The organism is Anaeromicrobium sp., from assembly GCF_025210435.1.
In the GTDB taxonomy this organism is placed as follows: domain Bacteria; phylum Bacillota; class Clostridia; order Peptostreptococcales; family Thermotaleaceae; genus Anaeromicrobium.
This window is the reverse complement of record NZ_JAOART010000137.1, coordinates 1-22807: the sequence shown is the minus strand read 5'-3', so window position 1 is coordinate 22807 and position 22807 is coordinate 1. Positions and strand designations below refer to the sequence as shown.

General features: G+C 32.6%; 21 protein-coding genes and 1 riboswitch. Of the genes, 8 read left to right on the top strand and 13 right to left on the bottom strand.

The annotated features are described in order from the left end of the window. Nucleotides 1–297 precede the first annotated feature (297 nt). Together N4A57_RS16745 and N4A57_RS16740 are read right to left on the bottom strand one after the other, a co-directional pair. The gene (locus N4A57_RS16745) at nt 298–1236 is read right to left on the bottom strand and encodes a hypothetical protein (RefSeq protein ID WP_293659206.1); all 939 of its coding nucleotides are present in this window, start codon (nt 1234–1236) and stop codon (nt 298–300) included. Between the two features lie 118 nt (nt 1237–1354). Then, nucleotides 1355–1846 (bottom strand): phosphoesterase, encoded by a 492-nt coding sequence (locus N4A57_RS16740; RefSeq protein ID WP_293659205.1) that lies wholly within the window; start codon nt 1844–1846, stop codon nt 1355–1357. 342 nt (nt 1847–2188) lie between these two features. Next, nucleotides 2189–2290, top strand: a riboswitch (purine riboswitch). A 239-nt stretch (nt 2291–2529) separates the two neighbouring features. Here N4A57_RS16740 and N4A57_RS16735 point away from each other — a divergent pair. The 7 genes from N4A57_RS16735 to N4A57_RS16705 all read left to right on the top strand — a co-directional run bounded on the left by N4A57_RS16735 (nt 2530) and on the right by N4A57_RS16705 (nt 9097). Further along, the gene (locus N4A57_RS16735) at nt 2530–3879 is read left to right on the top strand and encodes a uracil-xanthine permease family protein (RefSeq protein WP_293659204.1); all 1350 of its coding nucleotides are present in this window, start codon (nt 2530–2532) and stop codon (nt 3877–3879) included. 98 nt (nt 3880–3977) lie between these two features. Next, nucleotides 3978–4775: an FAD binding domain-containing protein gene (locus N4A57_RS16730; protein WP_293659203.1), complete on the top strand. Its 798-nt coding sequence runs from the start codon at nt 3978–3980 to the stop codon at nt 4773–4775. Further along, entirely contained in the window at nt 4766–5215 is a 450-nt protein-coding gene (locus tag N4A57_RS16725; RefSeq protein WP_293659202.1) for a (2Fe-2S)-binding protein, read from the top strand. The genes N4A57_RS16730 and N4A57_RS16725 overlap by 10 nt, the downstream gene beginning before the upstream one ends. Continuing rightward, on the top strand, nt 5216–7510 hold the full coding sequence (locus N4A57_RS16720) for a xanthine dehydrogenase family protein molybdopterin-binding subunit (RefSeq protein WP_293659201.1): 2295 nt from the start codon (nt 5216–5218) through the stop codon (nt 7508–7510). A gap of 19 nt (nt 7511–7529) precedes the next feature. Continuing rightward, the gene (locus tag N4A57_RS16715) at nt 7530–8099 is read left to right on the top strand and encodes a xanthine phosphoribosyltransferase (protein WP_293659200.1); all 570 of its coding nucleotides are present in this window, start codon (nt 7530–7532) and stop codon (nt 8097–8099) included. Between the two features lie 327 nt (nt 8100–8426). Continuing rightward, nucleotides 8427–8600, top strand: coding sequence for an asparagine synthase (locus N4A57_RS16710; protein WP_293659199.1), 174 nt, complete (start codon nt 8427–8429; stop codon nt 8598–8600). Nucleotides 8601–8803: 203 nt separating this feature from the next. Further along, nucleotides 8804–9097 (top strand): hypothetical protein, encoded by a 294-nt coding sequence (locus N4A57_RS16705; RefSeq protein WP_293659198.1) that lies wholly within the window; start codon nt 8804–8806, stop codon nt 9095–9097. Between the two features lie 62 nt (nt 9098–9159). On the opposite strand, the gene N4A57_RS16700 is transcribed toward N4A57_RS16705, so the two are convergent. The 6 genes from N4A57_RS16700 to N4A57_RS16675 form a co-directional block, all read right to left on the bottom strand. Further along, nucleotides 9160–10989: a YcaO-like family protein gene (locus N4A57_RS16700; protein ID WP_293659197.1), complete on the bottom strand. Its 1830-nt coding sequence runs from the start codon at nt 10987–10989 to the stop codon at nt 9160–9162. A 287-nt stretch (nt 10990–11276) separates the two neighbouring features. Then, the gene (locus tag N4A57_RS16695; RefSeq protein ID WP_293659196.1) at nt 11277–11612 is read right to left on the bottom strand and encodes a YlbF family regulator; all 336 of its coding nucleotides are present in this window, start codon (nt 11610–11612) and stop codon (nt 11277–11279) included. A gap of 144 nt (nt 11613–11756) precedes the next feature. After that, on the bottom strand, nt 11757–12809 hold the full coding sequence (locus N4A57_RS16690) for an aldose epimerase family protein (protein WP_293659195.1): 1053 nt from the start codon (nt 12807–12809) through the stop codon (nt 11757–11759). A 13-nt stretch (nt 12810–12822) separates the two neighbouring features. Continuing rightward, on the bottom strand, nt 12823–14334 hold the full coding sequence (gene galT, locus N4A57_RS16685; protein WP_293659193.1) for a UDP-glucose--hexose-1-phosphate uridylyltransferase: 1512 nt from the start codon (nt 14332–14334) through the stop codon (nt 12823–12825). 10 nt (nt 14335–14344) lie between these two features. Continuing rightward, nucleotides 14345–15331 carry a UDP-glucose 4-epimerase GalE gene (gene galE / locus N4A57_RS16680; protein ID WP_293659192.1) on the bottom strand — a complete coding sequence of 329 codons (987 nt, stop codon included), beginning with the start codon at nt 15329–15331 and terminating at the stop codon, nt 14345–14347. A gap of 293 nt (nt 15332–15624) precedes the next feature. After that, on the bottom strand, nt 15625–16794 hold the full coding sequence (locus N4A57_RS16675; protein WP_293659191.1) for a galactokinase: 1170 nt from the start codon (nt 16792–16794) through the stop codon (nt 15625–15627). 247 nt (nt 16795–17041) lie between these two features. On the opposite strand from N4A57_RS16675, the gene N4A57_RS16670 reads away from it, so the two are divergent. Further along, a complete protein-coding gene (locus N4A57_RS16670) occupies nt 17042–17491 on the top strand; it encodes a helix-turn-helix transcriptional regulator (protein ID WP_293659190.1) in 450 nt (149 codons plus the stop codon). Nucleotides 17492–17607: 116 nt separating this feature from the next. Here N4A57_RS16670 and N4A57_RS16665 read toward each other — a convergent pair whose 3' ends face one another. The 5 genes from N4A57_RS16665 to N4A57_RS16645 all read right to left on the bottom strand — a co-directional run bounded on the left by N4A57_RS16665 (nt 17608) and on the right by N4A57_RS16645 (nt 22494). Then, nucleotides 17608–18681 carry a (Fe-S)-binding protein gene (locus tag N4A57_RS16665; protein ID WP_293659189.1) on the bottom strand — a complete coding sequence of 358 codons (1074 nt, stop codon included), beginning with the start codon at nt 18679–18681 and terminating at the stop codon, nt 17608–17610. A 55-nt stretch (nt 18682–18736) separates the two neighbouring features. Then, nucleotides 18737–19669: a sulfurtransferase gene (locus tag N4A57_RS16660; protein ID WP_293659188.1), complete on the bottom strand. Its 933-nt coding sequence runs from the start codon at nt 19667–19669 to the stop codon at nt 18737–18739. Nucleotides 19670–19798: 129 nt separating this feature from the next. Continuing rightward, complete coding sequence (locus N4A57_RS16655) at nt 19799–20815, bottom strand: ABC transporter ATP-binding protein (RefSeq protein ID WP_293659186.1); 1017 nt, start codon at nt 20813–20815, stop codon at nt 19799–19801. Further along, nucleotides 20797–21609 (bottom strand): ABC transporter permease, encoded by an 813-nt coding sequence (locus N4A57_RS16650; RefSeq protein ID WP_293659185.1) that lies wholly within the window; start codon nt 21607–21609, stop codon nt 20797–20799. The genes N4A57_RS16655 and N4A57_RS16650 overlap by 19 nt, the downstream gene beginning before the upstream one ends. A 21-nt stretch (nt 21610–21630) precedes the next feature. Beyond that, a complete protein-coding gene (locus tag N4A57_RS16645) occupies nt 21631–22494 on the bottom strand; it encodes an ABC transporter permease (RefSeq protein ID WP_330671544.1) in 864 nt (287 codons plus the stop codon). Between the last annotated feature and the right edge of the window lie 313 nt (nt 22495–22807).

The following is a 22807-nucleotide window of genomic DNA, read 5'->3' as shown; positions in this document are numbered from 1 at the left end:
CTACTCCAACATGACACATGAACCTATATACGAAGATTCACACTTTCGCTTGTGACAAGGACTTGGGTGGAAAAGATTTTCAATATATTTTCCTGAAATAGGCCCACATAAAGCAAGTTTATACACCAGAAATCTATAGATACAATTTCTATTACTAAAGAAACCTTAAAGATTTTACAACAATGGAATCTATTTATTGACTTTCCATGGCTTATGTAAAATAAAAATACTAGATTCCTAATAAAAGAATCTAGCATTTTAATGATATTATTTATCCTCATAGGATTCTGTCATAGATTAACCTAAAACAGATTGTATTTTTTCCCATAATAGTGTGGCTTCCTCATGGAAAGTATTGCCCATGAAGGATTCCTCCATAGCCTCTGGAGGTAGATCCCAAGGATCATAGTCACCACTTAATTTTTTTGATGACATGAGAATAGTCTCATAAAAACTGTGAACTGGGGTCCATGTATGGTCATCCTCTGTAAATTCAATAAATGGTTGATCCTTAGCACGCTCAATCATTATTTCTTTGAATTCCTCATATTTTTCAGGGTTGTCTTCAAAAAATGATGCCAGATCATATTCCGTATCATCTAAACTAAAAATGTCGCCTCCAAGCATTACAGCACGGGCTTCCCAATTGTCGCAATAGGAGAACATCTTTAACATATTTTTATCAAATCCAAATCTATGGATGATTTCATACCCATAAATAAGAGCATAATCAGCGTGCTCAGAGTCCCAGCTTGGAATCAGATAACCACCAATTAAGTATGCATATTCAGGCATTTTAAGTCCTAAAAGATAAAGTGCTTCTATACCAAATACACACAGATCATCTTGCCACATTTGGGAAGTATCATCTTTTCTACGAGAATAGGCAACAATTTCCTTTGCCGTTGCAATAATCTCATCCTTTAACTCTGGAAATTTTAAAGCATGGGAAAACATAATAGTATCCGATGCGTTTCCATCAAAGGATATTTCATCACGATTAAGGTCGCTCTCTCCCCATATGCTCAAATTATTAAGATCTTCAAAGTTTCCATCAGTTTTTTGTAGTGGATGAATTTCTCCATCTATTAATTTTACAAACTCTACTTGATGAATATCATCTTCTACAGCTTTATCATCCTTTAGTAAGTTTTGATACCTTTGTAGAGCACTTCTTATACTTTCAATATCATTTAACTCAAATGATATTTTAATACTCTTTTCAAATTCTTCCATAATTTCACTTCCTCTTCTAATTTATGTAATTATTTGTAATGTATATTCAAGTATAGCATAGTGAAATTAGTTTGAATATGATACAAAGTAAATAAATACCAGATAAAGTGTCTACGGATTAATTTGTATATAAACTTTTTATATACTCAAAGGAAACGGGTTTATAATCATTAAGTTCCACACTTACATTATAATAACTCTTACCTTCCATCCTATTACTGTGCATATGTCCATGAATATTAACATAGGGCATATTACTATTAATATACATGGGTTCATGGGACAATAAATAAAAATTATCTAATATGATTCCACCATGAATAACATCATCAAATCCCACATTATGCCACCACCCATTATCATATTGCCTATCATGATTTCCCTTAATTAATACCTTATAGCCCTTTAATTTTCCCACTATTTTTTTAACTTCCCTTTTATTCCCCCATGCAAAATCTCCTAAATGATATACAATATCCTTATTTGATATGGTTTTATTCCAGTTTTTAATCAATTTTTTATTCATTTCTTTTATATTCTTAAATGGTCTATTCTCATAATCAATTACCTTATCATGATTAAAATGGGTATCTCCAATAATATATATCAACTAATCACCCCTATAACTAGAATTTGACATTTCCTCAATCTATCTATAGATTTCGTAACACTAAGATTTCTTTATACAGTAACTTGCCTATAAGGGAAAAAAATTTCAATATATTTTCCCCTTATAAGCTCACATAAAACAAGTTTACCATAATAAATCCATACTCAATTATAGTTTTTTCCCTATGTGTTCAATTCATTCATTCTTCTCGAAAAACTTACAATCACTATTAGTTTTCAATAATCGTTCGTGTAGTTCCATATTTTTCTTCATCCAAAATATAATAAAAATTATTACGAAAAACTATTGACTATGAAAATGGCCTCTGTTATTATAGTAATTAACTTAATAAGAACGCGTACTCATATAATCTCGGTAATATGGACCGAAAGTTTCTACCAGACAACCGTAAATCGTCTGCCTATGGGTGAAGTCTAATATAGTTCGTGCTTTTTTTGCTCTGCTATATTATATTGGCATTATTTTTTGTAATGTCATCCTGTTTGGGATAAAAGCCCGGACGGGAGGGTTTCACTTATTTATATGAAACCTTCCCGTTCGGGTTTTTTAAATTTTTTACTTTATTCTCAGGGGCCACTTAATAGTTTTTAAATAACATTTTTCGCTTTTGCCAAGTATACCTACTTTTGGCCCCGAATTACTTTTTTAAGGAGGAATAGAAAATGAACGAAAATAACAAAAGTGTTTATGAGTTAGATGGCATCCCACCATTTTCTAGTGCAGCTATACTTGGACTTCAACATATACTTGCCATGTTTGCAGGAAATGTGGCTCCTTTAATAATAGTTGCCAATGCAATGGGATTACCAATGGAACAAAAGACTTTTTTAATTCAGTGTTGTATGTTTATGGCAGGGGTTGCTACTTTAATACAAACCTATCCTATTGGTCCAATCGGAGCAAGACTTCCAATTGTAATGGGAACTAGTTTTGGTTTCCTACCAGCAGCCATTAGTATTTCTGCAAAATACGGTTTAGCTGGCGTATTGGGTGCTTCCTTTGTAGGAGGATTTTTCGAAATGATTATAGGTGCTTTTTTAAGACCCCTTAGAAAATTCTTCCCACCAGTAGTTACAGGTACCGTATTATTATCAATTGGATTATCTCTACTTCCTGTGGGAATTAAATACTTTGCAGGTGGAGTTGGTGCTAAAGATTTTGGATCACCTTCAAATCTATTACTAGGAAGTATAGTTTTAATTACAGTTTTATTCTTTAAACAATTTACCCGTGGAATCACTAGTATGTCTTCCATATTGATTGGTTTAATAGTTGGATATATAGTGGCTATTCCCATGGGAAAGATAGATTTTTCTCCTATAGCCAATGCAAAATTAATATCATTTCCTACTCCCCTTAAGTATGGTATGACATTCCATTTAGATGCCATATTAGCAATGCTTTTAATGTATGTACTTACTGCTGTAGAAACAGTTGGTGACATTTCTGGTATTACAATGGGTGGTGCCAATCGTGAAGCTACAGATAAGGAGCTATCTGGTGGAGTTATGGCCGATGGTTTTGGAAGTGCCCTTGCAGCCCTATTTAATGTACTTCCTAATACTTCATTCAGTCAAAATGTTGGAATCGTAGCTTTAACAGGAATTATGAATAGATTTACAGTGGCAGTTGGAGCCATGTTCTTAATAGTAGCAGGATTATTCCCAAAGGCTGGTGCATTAGTTGCCCTAATGCCTCAAAGTGTACTAGGTGGAGCTTCCATCGTAATGTTTTCTATGATTGCCATTAGTGGAATTAACTTAATTACCAAAGAACCCCTTCAAGGAAGAAACAGTATTATAGTTGCCGTTGCCATAGGACTTGGTTTTGGCCTTGGTTCTGTTCCAGAGGCAATTGCCTACTTCCCAGAGTCAGTAAAAATGATCTTTGGTGGTTCTGGAATGGTAGTAACTGGTACTATAGCCCTTCTATTAAATATAATATTACCTGAGGATAGTGAAGAAGAATTAGTTCAACCTAAGGTGAATTTAGTAGCAAAGGCGCAATCGTAAATATACTATCTTTAAAATTATGAAGGTTTAGGAGTTAAGGGTTAGAAAGACAAACCCTTACCCCTAAACCTATTTGACTATACAAAGGAGGTTTTCAATTGATTACTATAAAAGATTATGCTATCCCTACTAATTTAGATGAAGCATATGAAATTTTACAAAATAGAAGAAACAATGTAGTCCTAGGAGGCTGTTCCTTTTTAAGAATGGGATCTAAAAATATTAATACAGCCATAGATTTATCAAAACTTCATTTAGATTTCATAAACGAAACGGATAATACTATAGAAATAGGTGCCATGACTACCTTTCGTACTTTAGAAACTAGCCCTATTTTGCAAAATAACTTTAGTGGTATCCTAAGTAAATGTGTAAAGGATATTGTAGGTGTACAATTTAGAAATAATGTAACTTTAGGTGCAACTGTCTATTCTAAATATGGATTTTCGGATTTAATAAGTGCCCTTTTAGCTTTAGATGTGAAAGTCTGTCTACACAGGGGTGGAATAGTACCTTTAGATACTTTCCTAGAAAATAAATATGAGAAAGATATTTTGACTAAAATAATAATTTCAAAGGATTCTAGTAAATGCTACTTTACATCCATGAGAAATTCCCATAGTGATTATGCCATATTAAATGTGGCCCTATCTAATGAAGATTCAAAGTGGAAAATAGTTGTGGGAGCAAGACCTATGAAAGCTCAAATAGCCAATAGGGCCTCCCTTTATTTATCCCAAAATGAACTAAATGATTATACTATAGAGTACGCATGTGAATTAGCATGTGAAGAATTAGTTTTTGGAAGTAATTTAAGGGCTAGTAAAGAATATAGAAAAGAAATCTGTAAAGTCCTAATAGAAAGAGGTATTAGGGAGGTTATAGGATGGAAATAAAAGTAACTATCAATAATGAAGATAAAATATTAAATATTAAATACGATGAATTTTTGTCAGAAGTTTTAAGAAGATATGGATATCTAAGCGTTAAAAAGGGCTGTGACACAGGTTCATGTGGCCTATGTACCATCTGGTTAGATAAAAAGCCTGTTTTATCATGTTCTACCCTTGCCATGAAAGCAGATGGAAAAAACATAACTACCATTGAGGGAGTTGAGCAGGAAGCTACAGAATTTGCAGAGTTTCTTGTAAATGAAGGTGCAGAACAATGTGGTTTTTGTAGTCCTGGCTTTATTATGACCGTACTCGCCATGAAAAGGGAACTTAAAAATCCTACTAAGGATCATATCGTTCACTATTTAACGGGAAACTTATGTCGTTGCACCGGTTATGTGGGCCAGTTAAGAGCCATAATGAAATATATGGAGGTGGTATAGATGGATTTTGTAAGTAAACCTATAAAAAAAATAGATGGAATGGATATAGCCACAGGAAAGCCCTTATACACAGATGATTTATGCCATAATCCTTTAATAATAAAAATACTAAGAAGCCCCCATGCCTTTGGAAAAATCCTTAATATAGATACAAAAAAGGCAATGGCAGTCCCTGGTGTAGAATGTATCTTTACCCATGAACATGTTCCTAAAGAAAGATTTACTTTAGCTGGACAATCTTATCCAGAGCCATCTCCCTATGATAGATTAATATTAGATGAATATGTTAGATATGTAGGTGATGAAGTTGCCATAATAGCTGCCATAGATGAAAAGACGGCTATTCGTGCCATGAAATTAATAAAAGTAGATTATGAAGTATTTGAACCAGTTTTAGATTTTGAAAAAGCTCATACCCATGGTTCTACAATCCATCCAGAGGATGATTTGAAAGTTAATTTTCCCATAGGTACAGATAAGGATAAAAATATAGCTGCATCCTATGAAGTATATACGGGAAATGTGGAAGAAGAATTAAAAAGAAGTGAAGTTATTGTAGAGGAGTCCTATTATACCCAAGCTCAAGCCCACGGCATGATGGAAACCTATAGGGCTTACTCCTATATGGATCATAATAATAGGCTTACCATAGTAAGCTCTACCCAAATTCCATTCCACGTAAGAAGAATTGTGGCTAAGGCTTTACAAATCCCCCAAAGTAAAATCCGTGTTATAAAACCTAGGATAGGTGGAGGATTTGGTGGAAAACAGACTGCATCTGTGGAAATTTTCCCTGCCCTAGTCACTTTAAAGACAGGTAAAGCAGCAAAAATAGTATATGACAGAAAAGAAACCTTCAGTTGTTCTACAGCTCGTCATCCTATGAAGATGACTGTAAAAGTAGGAGCTGATAAAAAGGGAAATATTAATGTAATAGATATAAAGGCCCTATCTGATACGGGAGCATATGGTGAACATGCTTGGACCGTATTTAGTGTGGCAGGAAACAAGGTCCTTCCCCTATACAACAAGGCTAAAGCCTTAAGATACGGAGGAAATGTATTATATACAAATAAGATGCCTTCAGGAGCATTAAGGGGTTATGGAGTTACTCAAGGCATATTCTCCCTAGAATCTGCCATAAATGAATTAGCCTCTAAATTAAATATGGACCCTACTGCCCTTAGGGAGAAAAATCTCATAAGGGAAGGGGATTCCCACCCCCTACTATGTGGTTCTACAGATGATAAACCTGTAACTTTAACTAGTTGTACCCTACATGAGTGTATTAAACGTGGTAAAGAATTGATTAAATGGGATGAAAAATACCCACGTAGAGTAATTAGTGATTCTAAAGTTAGGGGAGTAGGTATGGCTATAACCATGCAAGGGTCTGGTATAGCTAATATTGATACGGCCTCTGCCCTTATTAAATTAAATGACAATGGTTTTTATACCCTTTTATTAGGGTCTACAGATATGGGTACTGGTTGTGATACTATCCTTTGTCAAATGGCAGCAGAAGTTTTAGGTACCCACATGGATAATATAATTGTCCATTCTGCCGATACGGATATCTCCCCTTACGATACGGGATCTTACGCCTCTAGTACTACTTATGTTACGGGAAATGCAGTTATAAAAGCTGCTAAAGATTTGAAGGAGCAAATAATAAAAATAGGTGCTTCCTATTTAGATGAACCTGTTGAAAATGTAACCTTTGATGGTGTTTCTGTGAAAACCAATTCTGGTAATGAAATATCTTTAGATAAAATAAGTGAAAATCTAGCCCTAGGGCCAAAGGGCCAAACCCTAGTTGGGAAGGGTACCTTTGGTGGAGATACAAGTCCTCCTCCTTTCATAGGAGGATTTTGCGAAGTGGAAGTAGACAGGGAAACGGGAAAAATAGATTTGATAGATTATGTGGCCGTAGTAGATTGTGGTACTGTAATAAATCCAAACCTTGCCCGTATTCAGGTAGAAGGCGGAATAGTACAAGGTATTGGTATGGCCATGTATGAAAATGTGGCCCATGATAAAAGGGGACAAATGATTACAAACACATTCATGCAATATAAAATCCCATGTCGAAAGGATATAGGAAACATTATAGTTGACTTTAAGCCTAGTTATGAACCTACTGGTCCCTTTGGTGCAAAGTCCATAGGTGAAGTAGTAATAAATACACCACCCCCTGCCATAGCCCATGCCATATACAATGCAGTAGGAGTCAATATTAGAAGTTTACCTATAACACCAGAAAAAGTATTAATGGGAATATTAAAGAATAAATAGATTAATTGGAGGATTAGATATGGAAAGTTTAAAGGATAAAATAAGAAAAGAAGGAAAAGTACTATCAGAAACCGTATTAAAGGTAGATTGTTTTTTAAATCATCAAATAGATTCTAAGTTCATGTTAGAAATGGGAAAGGAGTTTGCCCGTTTATATAAGGATGAAGAAATAACTAAAATAGTGACCATAGAAACTTCTGGTATAGCTCCTGCTGTGGCTGCTGGAATATACTTAGATGTGCCTGTAGTTTTTGCTAAAAAAAGTACTTCTTCCACTTTAAATAATCATACCTATTCTAGGGAAGTTAAATCCTTTACTAAAAATAAAGTATATAATATATTGATTGCTAAGGAATTTTTAAATTCTAATGATAAGGTATTAGTTATTGATGACTTTTTAGCCTATGGAAATGCCCTAGTTGGTCTTAATGAAATCATAGAAGAAAGTGGTGCTACTATAGTAGGAGCTGGAATAGTTATAGAAAAGGGATTTCAACCAGGTGGAAAGGAATTAAGATCATCAGGCCTTAGGGTAGAATCACTGGCCATTATTGAAAGCATGAATGAAAATAATATAATTTTTGGATAAAAAATTTCCTCCTAATGGATTTTTTTCTATGAATATATAGTTCAAAGAAGACACATGATAAATATAGATTTCGTATTTATAAACAACCTTTATTTGTGCCTATTTCAGAAAAAAATATTGAAAATCTTTTCCATTGAAATCCTTGTCACAAGCGAAAGTGTGAATCTTCGTAGATAGGTTCATGAGTCATATTGGAGGAGCCTAGGATGTTATGACGTTCCTCAATTTCAAAAATTTTCAATATTTTTCCCCTTATAGGCAAGTTACTGTATAGACAAATCTTAGTGTTACGAAATCTATATATCCTTTAAAAACGGAGGGGTTTTTATGAGAATTAGAGAAGGTTTAGTTCCAACACTTTTAGGCACTGCTGTAACTGCAACTGGTGCAGCATTGGCCATGAATTCAAAAAAGAAAGATGATAAGGTGGGCTGGGGTCTTATGGGATTAGGTTTAGCCCATATAGCTCTAGGTGCTATCGATCTAGTAGAACACAAATAATTTTTAAAAAACTATAGGATAAATGAAAAAGTCAATTTCAAAATTGACTTTTTTATTTATTCTAATAAAGTTTTTCTAAAAATATAAACTTATCCACACCAATTCATAAGACTTGTCATATTATATTATTGAGAGCAAAGCAAAACTTATTTAAGGGGGAAATTTTTAATGGATAGACACCGTAGCCATTTAGATAGAAAAAATTGTATGAAGAGTATGGATTCTATGAGGAGCATGAATTGTATGAACTCTATGCAATCAATGCATTCTATGCACTGTATGAGCCCTATGTATCCCATGTACCCAATGTATCCTATGCATCCCATGTACTGTATGAATTCTATGCACTCTATGCAACCTATGCATCCTATGAAACCTATGGGTTCCATGGATTGTATGAACTCTATGCATTCTATGCATGCCATGAACTGTATGCATTCCATGGCACCTATGGAACCTATGCATTCTATGGAGGCCATGTATTGTATGACTCCTAAAAAATAACTTAGGCATATGAAAGTTCCTAGTATATTTCATAACACTAGGAACTTTTTTCATATTAATATTTATTCAATTTTTCCTTTAATCCATTTTGATCTATAGGATTTTCTTCATATTTGTCTTTTAACTTTCTGTATACCTTCTCCATTTCTCCATATGAGCAATGTGTTCTTAATTTACATTCTTTACAATTCCAACATTCTATTTCGCCATATTTTCTTAGAATTTCTTCCCGATTTCCAAAGTCAGCTATTACTCCATGGATAATAGGTACTGGGTAAAAGGTACTTAAACGGTTTATAGCGTCCTCTTCATTTAAATCATCTATCCTCGTTCCAATATAATCTCTAGCACATTTGTAATAGGTCATCTCCATGTTGTTGTATATATTTTTTTCCATGTTGTTTACATATGTGCCCATGGCCTTATGGGCTTTTACATAATCACCATTTTTATAATATAGGCCAGCAATAAATAAATGAATTTTCACATAATACCAGGGAAATATATTTTTCACTGGAAGATTTAATAGTTGAGTAATAGAAGCTTCCCTATTATAATTTGTATTTTTGAAAAAGTCCATGAGTTCCTTCATTTCCTCTTGGGATATATTCTCTAGATTTCTTATATATCTTTTAATTTTATTATAATTCCCATAGTCATCTATTGCCCTTATATTATCTATCTCATAAATTTCACTAAATCCTGGCACAATAATGTGGAAACTAGGGAAACCTAAAAAGGATACATCCCTTATATATACATTATGGCCCTTATCCCTTAGTAAATTTATTAAATAGGTTAACATTTCCTTGTTACTCCATAGATTATGATCTTTGAATCCCTTAAATTCGTAAGTAAAATCCCCATTAAATATTTGGGAAGGATATAAACCTGATCCATCTACAAATATGCCTATAATATTCTCTTCTTCCTCCTTAATTTCTGTCTTATAGGTATACTCTGTTACGCCCCTCATATTTCTAATATCCTGGCCTTGTAAGAGTTCCGTTAAAGTTCTTTCTAAAGCTATTTCAAATACTGGGTGGGCACCAAATTTAATAAAATAGGTTTGATCATCCTTGTTAATATATATTACACCTATTACTGGATACCCCTCCTCTAATGAGCAATCTTTTACTATTACCTCATAGTTTCCCTTTGCCTTTATTTCACATATCATATTATATATTCTAGGAAATTGTTCTAAATAGGTATGAGAAATAGTTGGAGGTGTTATCTTATCTTTTATGATTTTTTTATTTACATACCTTTCAAAGACCTCACATAGTCCTTGTACCAATGCTTCTTCTACTGTATTTCCTCCACACATGCCATTTGACATATACATCTTAGAAATCATTTTAATTGGAATATATGATATTTTATTATTTATTACATTTAAATAGGGCAGACCTATAAAATCAGAAGGTGTATCCTCATAGGAAACGGCCTTCCATTTTTCTAATAGTTCCCTTTTATCTATTGTTGGATCTACTTTATCCATTTGTTCCCTTATCCAATCTTCCTTACTAGCCATTAAATCATCTAGGCTCAAGTTCTTTTCATCTGGACCATAATAAAAACCTTTGTATTCTAATGATTTTTTACTAAGGTCATTATTCAATCTAAAAAAAGATTGATTTTGTAACCTTTCCATAAGCTCTCCATAAGCACTTGCCAATGCATATTCTTGTGTAGTTCCTTTCCCATTTGTGCCTAAATCTGTATTTGCAATATTTAGATTTATAGAATAAAAACCCTGGGCAGAGTTTTGCCACCCCGTTTCCACCGTTAACAATCCCAGCCTTGTTAAAATATTTCTAATCCTATTAATAGTATTTATAGGTAACTCATCCTTATATTTACTGCCACTAACTAACTCCATTTGAGATCCTCCCATATGAAATATTTACTCACTTCTTATATAGATTTCTTAACACCAAGATTTCTTTATACAGTAACTTGCCTACGAAGGTAAATATATTGAAAATTTTTGAAATTGAGGAACGTCACAACACCCTATGCTACTTCAACATGAGGCATGAACCTATCTACGAAGATTCACACTTTTGATTGTGACAAGGACTTCAATGGAAAAAATTTTCAATTGTTACCTGAAGTAGGCTCACATAAAGCCCGTTTATGAATACGAAATCTATATACAACTCCCTGTTATCTTCTTAATTCATAATCTAATTCATCGTTTATTTCCTTATATATTTTGCCCATCATACTATTAAAATTTTTTCCTGCCCTTATGAGTCTACTTACTTTAGGATTCTTAGAAAAACTCCTAAATTTTTCATCTAACTCTGCAGCAAGACGTTCCGATTCCCTTTTAGGTATATTCATAGAAAATATCTCCCTTTGTTTTCTTTGAAATCTTTCTATTTCATCCTTCAAATCCTTATATTTTTCTATATCAGCCTTAGCTCTTTTTAACTCATTAAATTCTCTAGTATTTTTAATGTCACGAACTAATACCTTTGCTGTTTGGTTTAATCCCATACCCTTCACCCCTTCTTAAATTTTTTCATAAAGCCCTTCCTATTATCCTATTCTCACCAAGTTTCATATGTTACTTTTTTAGATTCATATGCCTACAAGGGAAATGATTGAATAACTTGTCATCAAAAAAAAGATGTGAATTAATCACATCTTTTTTAAAAACTTATATATGGTATAAGCCCTATATTCATTTTCTGGAGTATAAAAGGTACTAGGGAAATTAGGCTGGTTTATATGATCTGGGTAATCCTGTGTTTCTATACATAGGCCTAAATGTTTTTTACCTAATATTCCTTCCCTTAAAGTTATGGTATCATCAATGAGATTTCCCGTATACAAAACTGCCACTGGCTGGTCTGTATGTATTTCTAAACTTCTACCACTTTTTTCATCTTCAAGTAGGGCTCTATAACCTTCTTCCTGGTTAAATACAAAGGGATGGTCATATCCTCCACAGATTTTTAAATCATGATTATCATCATGAATATTATTACCTACCCTTTTGCCCTCTCTAAAGTCAAAGGCCCCTTTACAAAGATCTACTAATTCTCCCGTTGGAATTATTTCTTCGTTTACTCTTACATATTTATCTGCTTTTATGGTTAACTTATGGTTTAATATATCTTCCCTTAAATTTCCTGATAAATTAAAATAGGAATGATTAGTTAAATTAATAATAGTTTTTCTATCAGTAGTGGCTTCATAATTTACTTTAAGGGTATTCTCCTCATCTACAGTGTATATGATCCTTACCTTTAAATTTCCCGGGTATCCCTCTTCTAAATGTTTACTCTCATGGGATAAAACTAAGCTTATATGGTCTTTTTTTATAATTTCTTCCACGTTCCATATAACTTTGTCAAAGGCCCTAATACCCCCATGTAAATTATTGTTCCCATTATTTTTTGCTAAATTATATTCCTTCTCATCTATAGTAAACTTTCCACCTGATATGCGTCCTGCCGTTCTTCCTACTATAGAACCAAAGTATGGTGATTTTTCCTCATAGTCCTTTATATTGTCAAATCCTAATACTACATTTTCATATTTATTATTTCTATCTGGTGCGAGAATTTCTGTGATTATACCACCATAATTTAAAATTGTCACTTTAAATCCACTACTATTCTCTATAGTGTATTCATACACAGTCTCACCCTTATTTGTCTTACCAAAGTAACTTTTTACTAATTCCATATTGGCCACCTACCTATTGGTTTATATAATCTACAAACTTTAAAAAGGCATTATTTCCCTTTTCATTATCCTTAAAAACTCCTGCATGTTCTAAAGCCATACTAAATTTCTTTCCCACTTCATCCTTTAAAATTTCATCTATATTTTCCCTGGTAAAATTATTGTATCTATATTTTAATTCTTCATACCAATGCCTATGTTTTTCCATATAGTCAAAATCATCTATATGTCCTTTACTTAATAATATATCCTTTAAAGTTTCTAATTCCACTTTTAATCTAGCTGGTAATACGGCAAGGCCCATTACTTCTATGAGACCTATATTTTCTTTCTTTATATGATGAACTTCATTATGGGGATGAAAAATTCCTAGGGGATATTTTTCATCCGTTCTATTGTTCCTAAGGACTAGGTCAAGTTCAAATAATCCATCTCTCATTCTACCGATTGGTGTTATAGTGTTATGTTCTATTTCCTCTGTATGGGAATGGATTTGGACAGATTCATCACCATACCCTCTCCATTTATTTAATATTTTGTCAGCCAAAGTAACTAGCTCATTTTTATTTCTAGACCTAATTCTAATAACAGACATATACCAGCTTACGATTTCGCCTTCCACATTTTCAAATCCCTTGAAATTCACTTTTTCTTTCATTGGAGCTACTGCCATTGGAAATTCATAAGATCCTCCTTGAAAATGATCATGGGATAATATGGAACCTCCCACTATGGGTAAGTCCGCATTTGAACCTACAAAATAATGGGGAAACTTTTCTACAAAATCTAACAACCTATTAAAGGTATCTTTGCATATTTTCATAGGTTCATGTTCACCCTTAAATATTATACTATGCTCATTATAATATACATAAGGTGAGTATTGTAAAAACCACTTTTCATCATTAATATTAATAGGCATTATCCTATGATTTTGTCTAGCCGGATGATTCAAGCGGCCCCTATATCCTTCATTTTCCTTGCATAAAAGACACTTTGGGTACTTACTATTTTTCATGTTCTTAGCAGCAGCTATGGCCTTTGGATCCTTCTCAGGCTTAGATAAATTTATTGTTATATCTAAATTTCCATAGGTTGTCTCTACTTTCCAAACTAAATTCTTATTTATCCTATCCATTCTAATATAATTAGAATCTTTACTTAACTTATAAAAATAATCTGTAGCCTCCTTAGGAGACTCTTCATACAATCTACTAAATTCTTTTATTGTTTCTGATGGCCTTTTTAGGAATGCACCCATTATTTTACTATCTAATAAGTCCCTATACACACTAGTATTAGATTCTAATACTTTATTTTCATAGGCCCAATTTAAAATATTATCTAATATTTCACTTATATCTTCTTTATTTTCTATAGTTTTTTCACATGGTTCATAATCATCTAAATTTAGTATTTCTAATACTCTATTTATGGTATAAACCATGTCCTCTTCTTTTATCAGTCCCCTATTAAGCCCATAATCTATTAATTTATCTATTTCGTAAAAAATATTAATATCCATATTAACACTCCTATTTATTAAAGCCATTAGGATTATTTTTATGCCACTTCCACGCACTTTCAATAATGGCTTTCACATTTGTATAATTAGGTTTCCATCCTAATTCTTTCTTAGCTTTCTCTGCCGATGCAATTAATTTAGCCGGGTCCCCTGGCCTTCTGTCACTTATTTGAGCTGGTATTTCATGATTTGTCACAACCCTTGCAGCTTCTATCATTTCCTTAACACTAAAGCCCTCTCCATTGCCTAGATTATATATATTACTATCATTTCCTGATCTTAGGCTTTTTACGGCTAATATATGGGCCTGTGCCAGGTCAGTCACATGAATATAATCCCTTACACAAGTTCCATCATGGGTATCATAATCATCCCCAAACATATAAATCTTATCCCTCTTTCCAAGGGGTACTTGTAAAATAAGGGGTATCAAGTGACTCTCGGGACTATGGTCTTCTCCTATATTTCCACTTTTGTGGGCCCCTGCCACGTTAAAATACCTAAGGGATATATACTTTATTCCATAGGCTTTATCCGCCCACTTAAACATTTTCTCCATGGCAAGCTTTGTCTCACCATATGGATTAGTAGGCTCTGTTTTATCACCCTCTAAAATTGGAACCCTCTCTGGTTCTCCATAGGTTGCAGCCGTAGATGAAAATACTATCTTTTTAACACCATTTTCTTTCATAACCTCTAATAGTACTTGAGTTCCATACACATTATTATCATAATATTTAATTGGATTAGACATACTTTCTCCAACTAATGAATTGGCGGCAAAATGTATAACTGCCTCTATATTATTTTCTTTAAATACCCTATCTAAAAATTCCTTGTCTCTAATGTCTCCCTTATAAAACTTGGCCTTTTCATGGATAGCATCCTCATGACCCGTTTGAAGATTATCCACTATTAGAACCTCTTCATTCTGATCTATTAACTCATACACCGTATGACTACCAATATACCCAGCTCCACCACATACTAATATCATCCTTGCTCCTCCTTATTCTATATATATCTTTTTATAAAATGGATTTTTCCCTATAGATTTCGTAACACTAAGCTTTCTTTATACAGTAACTTGCCTATAAGGATAAATATATTGAAAATCTTTGGAACCCTGGAACGTCACAACATCCTATGCTATCTAAACATGACACATGAACCTATATACGAAGATTCACACTTTCGCTTGTGACAAGGACTTGGGTGGAAAAGATTTTCAATGGTTTCCTGAAATAGGCCCGCATAAAGCAAGTTTATAAATAGGAAATCTATAGCCTTCTAAATTTCCCTAGCTCCATTACCAATTGTGGCCACATAAAAATCCGCTTCATATCCAATCACATTTTTATAAGCCTCTCCCACATTAGCAATAAATTCATCTACCCTATTCTTTTCTACAATAGATACAGTACATCCTCCAAAACCAGCACCAGTCATCCTAGATCCAATTACGCCCTCTTCCTTCCAGGCCAATTCCACTAAAGTATCTAATTCATATCCTGTAACCTCATAATCATCCCTTAAGGATATATGGGATTCATTCATTAGCTTTCCAAATTCATGTATATTATTGTCATTTAAAGCTTTTACTGCTTTTTTAGTTCTTTCATTTTCATATACGGCATGTTTTGCCCTTTTTCTAACAACTTCATCATTTATGGATAATTTATTTTCTTCAAATTGTTCCCTATTTAAGTCACATAAATTATCTATACTTAATTTTTCTTGTAACCCATGTAATCCTTCTTCACATTCCCTTCTTCTCTCATTATACTTAGAGTCTGCAAGACCTCGCTTCTTATTTGTATTAGCAATAACAATAACATGGTCCTTTAATGAAATAGGGGCATACTCATACTCTAATGTATTACAATCTAATAATATGGCATTATCCTCTTTTCCCATACCTATGGCAAACTGATCCATTATTCCACAATTTACTCCCATAAACTCATTTTCCGCCCTTTGAGCCATTTTTACCATTTCTACCATACTTATATTAATATTAAACATTTCCTTTAATAGGACTCCCATGACCATCTCTATAGATGCAGACGAAGATAGGCCTGATCCATTAGGTATGTTGCCATAAAAAAGTATGTCTAGGCCCTTATCCACCTTAAATCCATTATCTTTAAATATTTTTATGACACCCTTTGGGTAATTGGCCCAATCATGATTCTTTTCATAAACTAATTCTTCTAAGTGAAACTCTATTATTCCTACATGATTAAAGTTTTTAGAGTACATCCTTATCCTATTATCATCCCTTTTTCTAACTAAGGCATAAGTTCCAAAGTTAAGAGCACAAGGAAATACATATCCCCCATTATAATCAATATGTTCTCCTATTAAATTCACTCTTCCAGGTGCTAAAAAATATTTAATAGAATCGCTCCTATGAAATATCATTTCAAATTCCTTTTTCAAATCCATTTTCAAGTCCATTATTAGTCCCCTTTCAGCCAAGCTAACTTTATGTAGTAAATACACTTATTAATACAATCTATTCAATGGACATAGTAAAGATACCTTCTTTTTTTACTAAAATTTTTCATTTTTTTACTAAATTCAATTTTCTTTAATATTTTTACAGAACCTGGAAAATATGAAATCTTCTGAATTATCTAGTTGTAATTACACTTGTATTGTTATACAATTACACTATACACATATAGTAAAAGGAGCGATTTCTTTGACAAGAGAAGATTTTATAAAAATTACAGATGGAAAGGTTAAATTGATTAGAAATGAATTTAATTATACCCAAGATAAAATGGCTCAAATACTGGGTATTTCAAAAAAAACCTTAATCCAAGTGGAAAAAGGGAGATCCTCCTTAGGTTGGACAACCTCTGTAGCCTTGTGTACCCTATTCAAAGATAGTGAAATAATACAAATGGTCTTTGGTGGAAGTGTGGAAGGTTTATTATTAACTTTAGCCTTTGACAATTATGATGCAAATTATCCAAAGACATTAGGTGGTAAGCTTTGGTGGAAACATATTGAAGATAAATCAGGACATAAAATCCAACAAAATATAATTTCTTCTCATTATAGGATTCTAGATGAACAGGATAGACGAATTTCATCATCCTTTGATTTAGAGTATATCAAAGATCAATTTGAAAAATTAACATCCTAATGAAGTTAACAATATTTTAAAATAAATTAGGGTTATTAGTAACTCTTCTATTTTAAAATTTAATATTTTGTTTTTCCATAAAAAAAACATGCCTAGGTATGTTTTTTTTATGTCTTTTAATGAGATTGCAATTCCTTTATATCCTTTTTAAATTCATATCTATTTTTCCATTTTATAATTAAAGATTTCTCTTCTTCCAATTCTACCCTTTCCTTAAATATTAAATCTAGAATATGAATACTCATCTTACCTGCACTTTTCATTGAATTAACGCACTCTGCGCAATAGGTGACTATCCACTTTGACTCTACTTCATCAGCCCTTTTTTTCATTTGGTCTAATGATAATTTAGGATTGAATATGGATGCCATTCCTCCAGCACCACAACACAGAGTATTCTCCCTATTATTTTTAAACTCCTCCATATTTATATTCATCTTCCTCAATATATTTCTTACTGATTCATGAATATCATGTTCATATCTAGTAGGACAAGGATCATGAAGAGCAAATACCATAGGTCCCCATGACCTTTCTTTTTCAGGTATACCTATATCATCTAATAGGGTCCATAGGGATGTAACCTTTATATTCATATATTTTTTTATGGTCATATAACAATTTTGACAGGCTACTACTACTTCCTCCACTTCATTTGACTGAAAGGATTTTTCTAAGTGGCCTATTCTCTTTTCAAACTCATCTTTTTTCCCTAGACAATTAGTAGGGTTTCCACAGCATTTTATCATGATTTCTAAAGAAGGTATCTTCTCTTTTAAATATTTATATGTTTTCATTAGGGTTTCAGGATTTTCTGAAATAAGACTACACCCTGGAAAAAATACTATTTTTCCCTTCCTTTCTAATGAAAAGATTTTAGAAAAACTCAACCTTTGATGTATATCTACTCCATTGAAAGTTTTTTTATTTTCTTGTATATATCTTCTACACTCTAAAAACAATTTTCTAAAATTAACGTCTTTAGGACAAACCTTACTACAATGGCCACATAGTGAACAAGAAAATACCATTTCTTCATCTATAGGACCTTCCATCATTTTTCTTAATATATTTTTAGGAGAAGTACCATATCTTTGGAGTAATAGGCATTCCTTAGTACAAAGATTACAATCTATGCATTTGTCATATTCATCCTTTATTTTTTTTAACCTATCCTGCCTCTTTTCCATAAATATCCTCCTAACAAGAATAAGGATAGTCTCTCAACTATCCTTATTCTATTATCTATTCTATTGGTAATTCACCCTTTGCCGCCCACTCATAGAAGGAAGCATCATAATTCTTTGCATTTTCGTACCCCATCATTCTGAGTCCTATTACTAAATGGGCTGAACGAATACCTGCTGTACAATAAGTTGTTATGTTATCTTCCTTATTTAATCCAGCATCTTTAAATATTTTATCTAATTCTGCAGGACTCTTAAAAGTTCCATCATCATTTAACAAATCCTCAAAGGATAATAAAGCAGCTCCTTTAATATGGCCACCTCTTTTTTCACCATACTTAATGGCTCCATCATATTCTACTTTCTTTCTACTATCTAGTATCTTCATGTTTTCCATATTAGTACTTAATTCCTTTGTTCCTATTACTAAACTTTCATCTAATTCTTCTATTTTAAAGTCTGCCGGCACATAAGATTTTTCTTCCTCAGTAGTTTCATATCCCTTTTGTTCCCATAAATTCCAACCACCATCTAACAATTTAGAATTATCTAGGCCTGCCATTCTCAACATCCAAAGAATGCGTCCATCTTCACCCCAGGCTTTAGTATTTCCATAAACAACTATTTCCTTATGCTCACTAACACCAATTTGTCCTAATCTCTTACCTAGTTCATCCTTATCTACTACAGTTCCCCAATCCTCTTCTCCAGGTACTCCATCCACTTTACTAAATTGTTGCCAACTTACACTAATAGCCCCAGGAATATGACCTTTCTTATAAGGCTTTTCTCCCCTAGCATCTATCAACAATATATTGTCATTATTTATATTTTCCTTTAACCAGTCCACACTAACTATGTAACTATCATCCACATATTCCATACTTTCCTTAGAAACATCCTTCTTTTCTTCTACTTTATTTCCACATCCAGTAAAGATCATACTTGTTAAAATAATCATAATACCAAGAGTTTTTAATATTTTTTTCATGATTTTCTCTCCTTAGTCCAGTATTTATACTAATTAACCAACTTCATCATATCATGATAAAAAGGCCTAGGTAAAATAGAAAAAGTCTATCCTATTTCTTTTCTTATAAATATCATTTATGTTAACTTTTCAATAAACTAATATTTTATTTTCATCAATTATAACACTTACCCTATCTCCCACATGTAATTCATCATTACATACATCTATCACTTTCAATAAAATTTTTTGCACTTTTACTTCATAGTATGTCCTATCTCCCCCATATTTTATAGATTTTATATGACCTACCAATCCTTTAGGGTGGTATTTTCCCACCTTAATTATCTCAGGACGTATGACACAAATTGCCTTCTCCTTATTTTCTATTTCCACCTTAATTTTTCCCAGGGAACTTTCAAAAAAATAATCCTTAACTCTTCCCTCTATATAATTCCTATCTCCAAAGAACTTGCATACATCTATGGATTTTGGCCTTTCATATATGTTCTTAGGAGTATCATAACCTTTAATTTCCCCATTTAACATAACTGCCACCTTATTTGAACATAGTAATGCCTCTTCCTTATCATGGGTAACTAGTAGGGTAGTTATTTTTAACCGTCTTTGAATGTCTAATACAAATTGTCTCATGGACTCCCTAAGTCTTATATCTAAATTGGAAAATGGCTCATCTAATAATAATACTTTAGGCTCCACTGCCAAAGCTCTAGCTATGGCCACCCTTTGCCTTTGTCCTCCCGATAGTTCCCTTGGATATTTTCTTTCGTGGCCCCTTAACTCTACTAATTCAATCATTTCATTTACTACTTTCTTAATTTGCCTCTTATTTCTTTTAGCCATTTTTAGACCAAAACCTATATTTTCCTCTACAGTCATATGGGGAAATAATAAATAATCTTGAAATACTATGACAGCTCCCCTTTTATTAGGCTCCTTATTAAGTATGGACACCTTATCAAATAATATATCCCCCTTATCTAAATCTATTAATCCTGCTATAATCTTTAAGGTTGTAGTTTTTCCACATCCAGAGGGACCTAATAGGGATATTAATTCACCTTCTTGGATAGTCAAATTAATATTTTTCAGTATTTCTTTACCTTTAAATTTCTTACTTACATTCTCTATTTGGATTTGGGACATGTGTATTTCTCCATTCTATAATAGGTTTTAGTTACAATATCTAATAAGAACAATACTACTAATGTTATAATTATAAAAACTATTCCATAGGCAGACCCTAGGGACCTATCTCCACTTTGAATAAATGGGAACATAACCATAGAATAGGTAATGACCCTTCCTCCACCAATCAAAATAGTTAAAAAATATTGACTAAAGGATATTACAAATACCAAGGAACTAGAGCTTATTAGGCTAGGCATTATTAAAGGTAATGTAATATATCTAAATTGCTGAAATCTATTGGCACCTAATACCTGCCCTTGGATTTCAAATTTATCCTTAATGTTTTCAAAGGCACTGGTTAAAATTTTTATACTATAGGGTAAGGTCACTACTAACTGAACTATTATAACTCCTACCATATTATTGGCAAGGCCAACTTTAATAAAAGTTATATGAATTCCCATACTAACTGCTACTATAGGTACTATTATGGGAACCATTATTAAAGCTTTTATTAATTCCTTTCCCTTAAAATCATATACACCTATGGCCTTACCTGCTGGTATACTAATTAAATTAGTTAAAATTGTAACTATAAAGGATATGGCAAGGCTATTATATAATACATGAAAAAAATCATTAGATCTAAACACATATCCTATACTTCTCATATTAAAACTAGTAGGTTTCATATGGGGCCAAGGCCATCTCTCAGTAAAGGACCACAATACCAATGTTCCTATGGGAATTATTAAACTGATTATTATTATTTTAATGAAAAATTCATATATAAATTTATCTCTTTTCATTTATTTCTCCTAACCTTAGCCTTATTCATACTTACTAATCTTTTTGAACACTTTAGCATACATGACTATTAATATGAATGAAAGTGCAGATAAAACCATATTTATGACCATACTATAAGGTCTATGCTTCAAATCTGCATTAGTATATTCTATATATGCCTTTACAGGTAGTGCCCTAGGATTGGTAGGTCCTAATAAAAACGGAACCTCAAAGGAGCCAAATGAAAAGGCAAATATGATTATAAAGGTGCCCATTATACTAGGTCCAGCCAATGGCAATAATATATGAAAAAATACCTGCCTTTTACTGGCCCCTAAATTTAATGCAGCTTCAGCTAATTTACTATTTATACCCTTTAAAACCGTATATACAACTAACACAACAAATGGTATCTCTTTCCATATATACGTAAGTATAATTCCCAGTCCATGGTTATCATAAACTAACTGAAAAAATTCATTATAATTATGTATAATTCCTAAATAATTAAAAACCCTTGAAATAATCCCCGTTTGAGAAAACATATTGTATATTATTAAGGCGCCTATAGTGTGAGGGATAATAATGGGTATTTTATAAAGCCAATAATCTATACTATCCTTATTTTTCCTTTCCAATAAGAGATAAGATAAAAAAACCCCCATCAATACGCCTATGGTAGCTGACCAGAAAGAAGTATGCAAACTAAACTTGAAAGAATCTATAAAGGCCCTATCTTTCATAACTTCTTTATAATAATGCAGTGTAAATCTTTCAAGACCAACCTCTGGAAAATATCCCAAACTAATAAATAATCCCTTTAATATACCTATAAAAAATATTCCACCTATTACTAACAGTGTAGGTAGTAGCATAAAAAATATTTTAATATTTCTATTTATCATTTCTTCACCCTTTTTATTCTTTGTATAGATTTATGAACTCAAAGCTTTCTCTATACTGTAACATTCCTGAAATAGACTCACACAAACCTAGTTTTTAATGTCCCTTAACATATACTATAATCATGCCATATTTTTCTCAATAAATAAAGGCATGACCTCTAGTCATACCTTTTATAGATTTCTTGGTTTTAAAATTGCTTTATACTGAATATAAAATTTTTTTCTCCAAAAACTTATATTATAGATATCTATAGTATAAGAAAAGGAGTCCTAATCATGGGTAGACCAGCGATGCCAGTAACAACATTACACG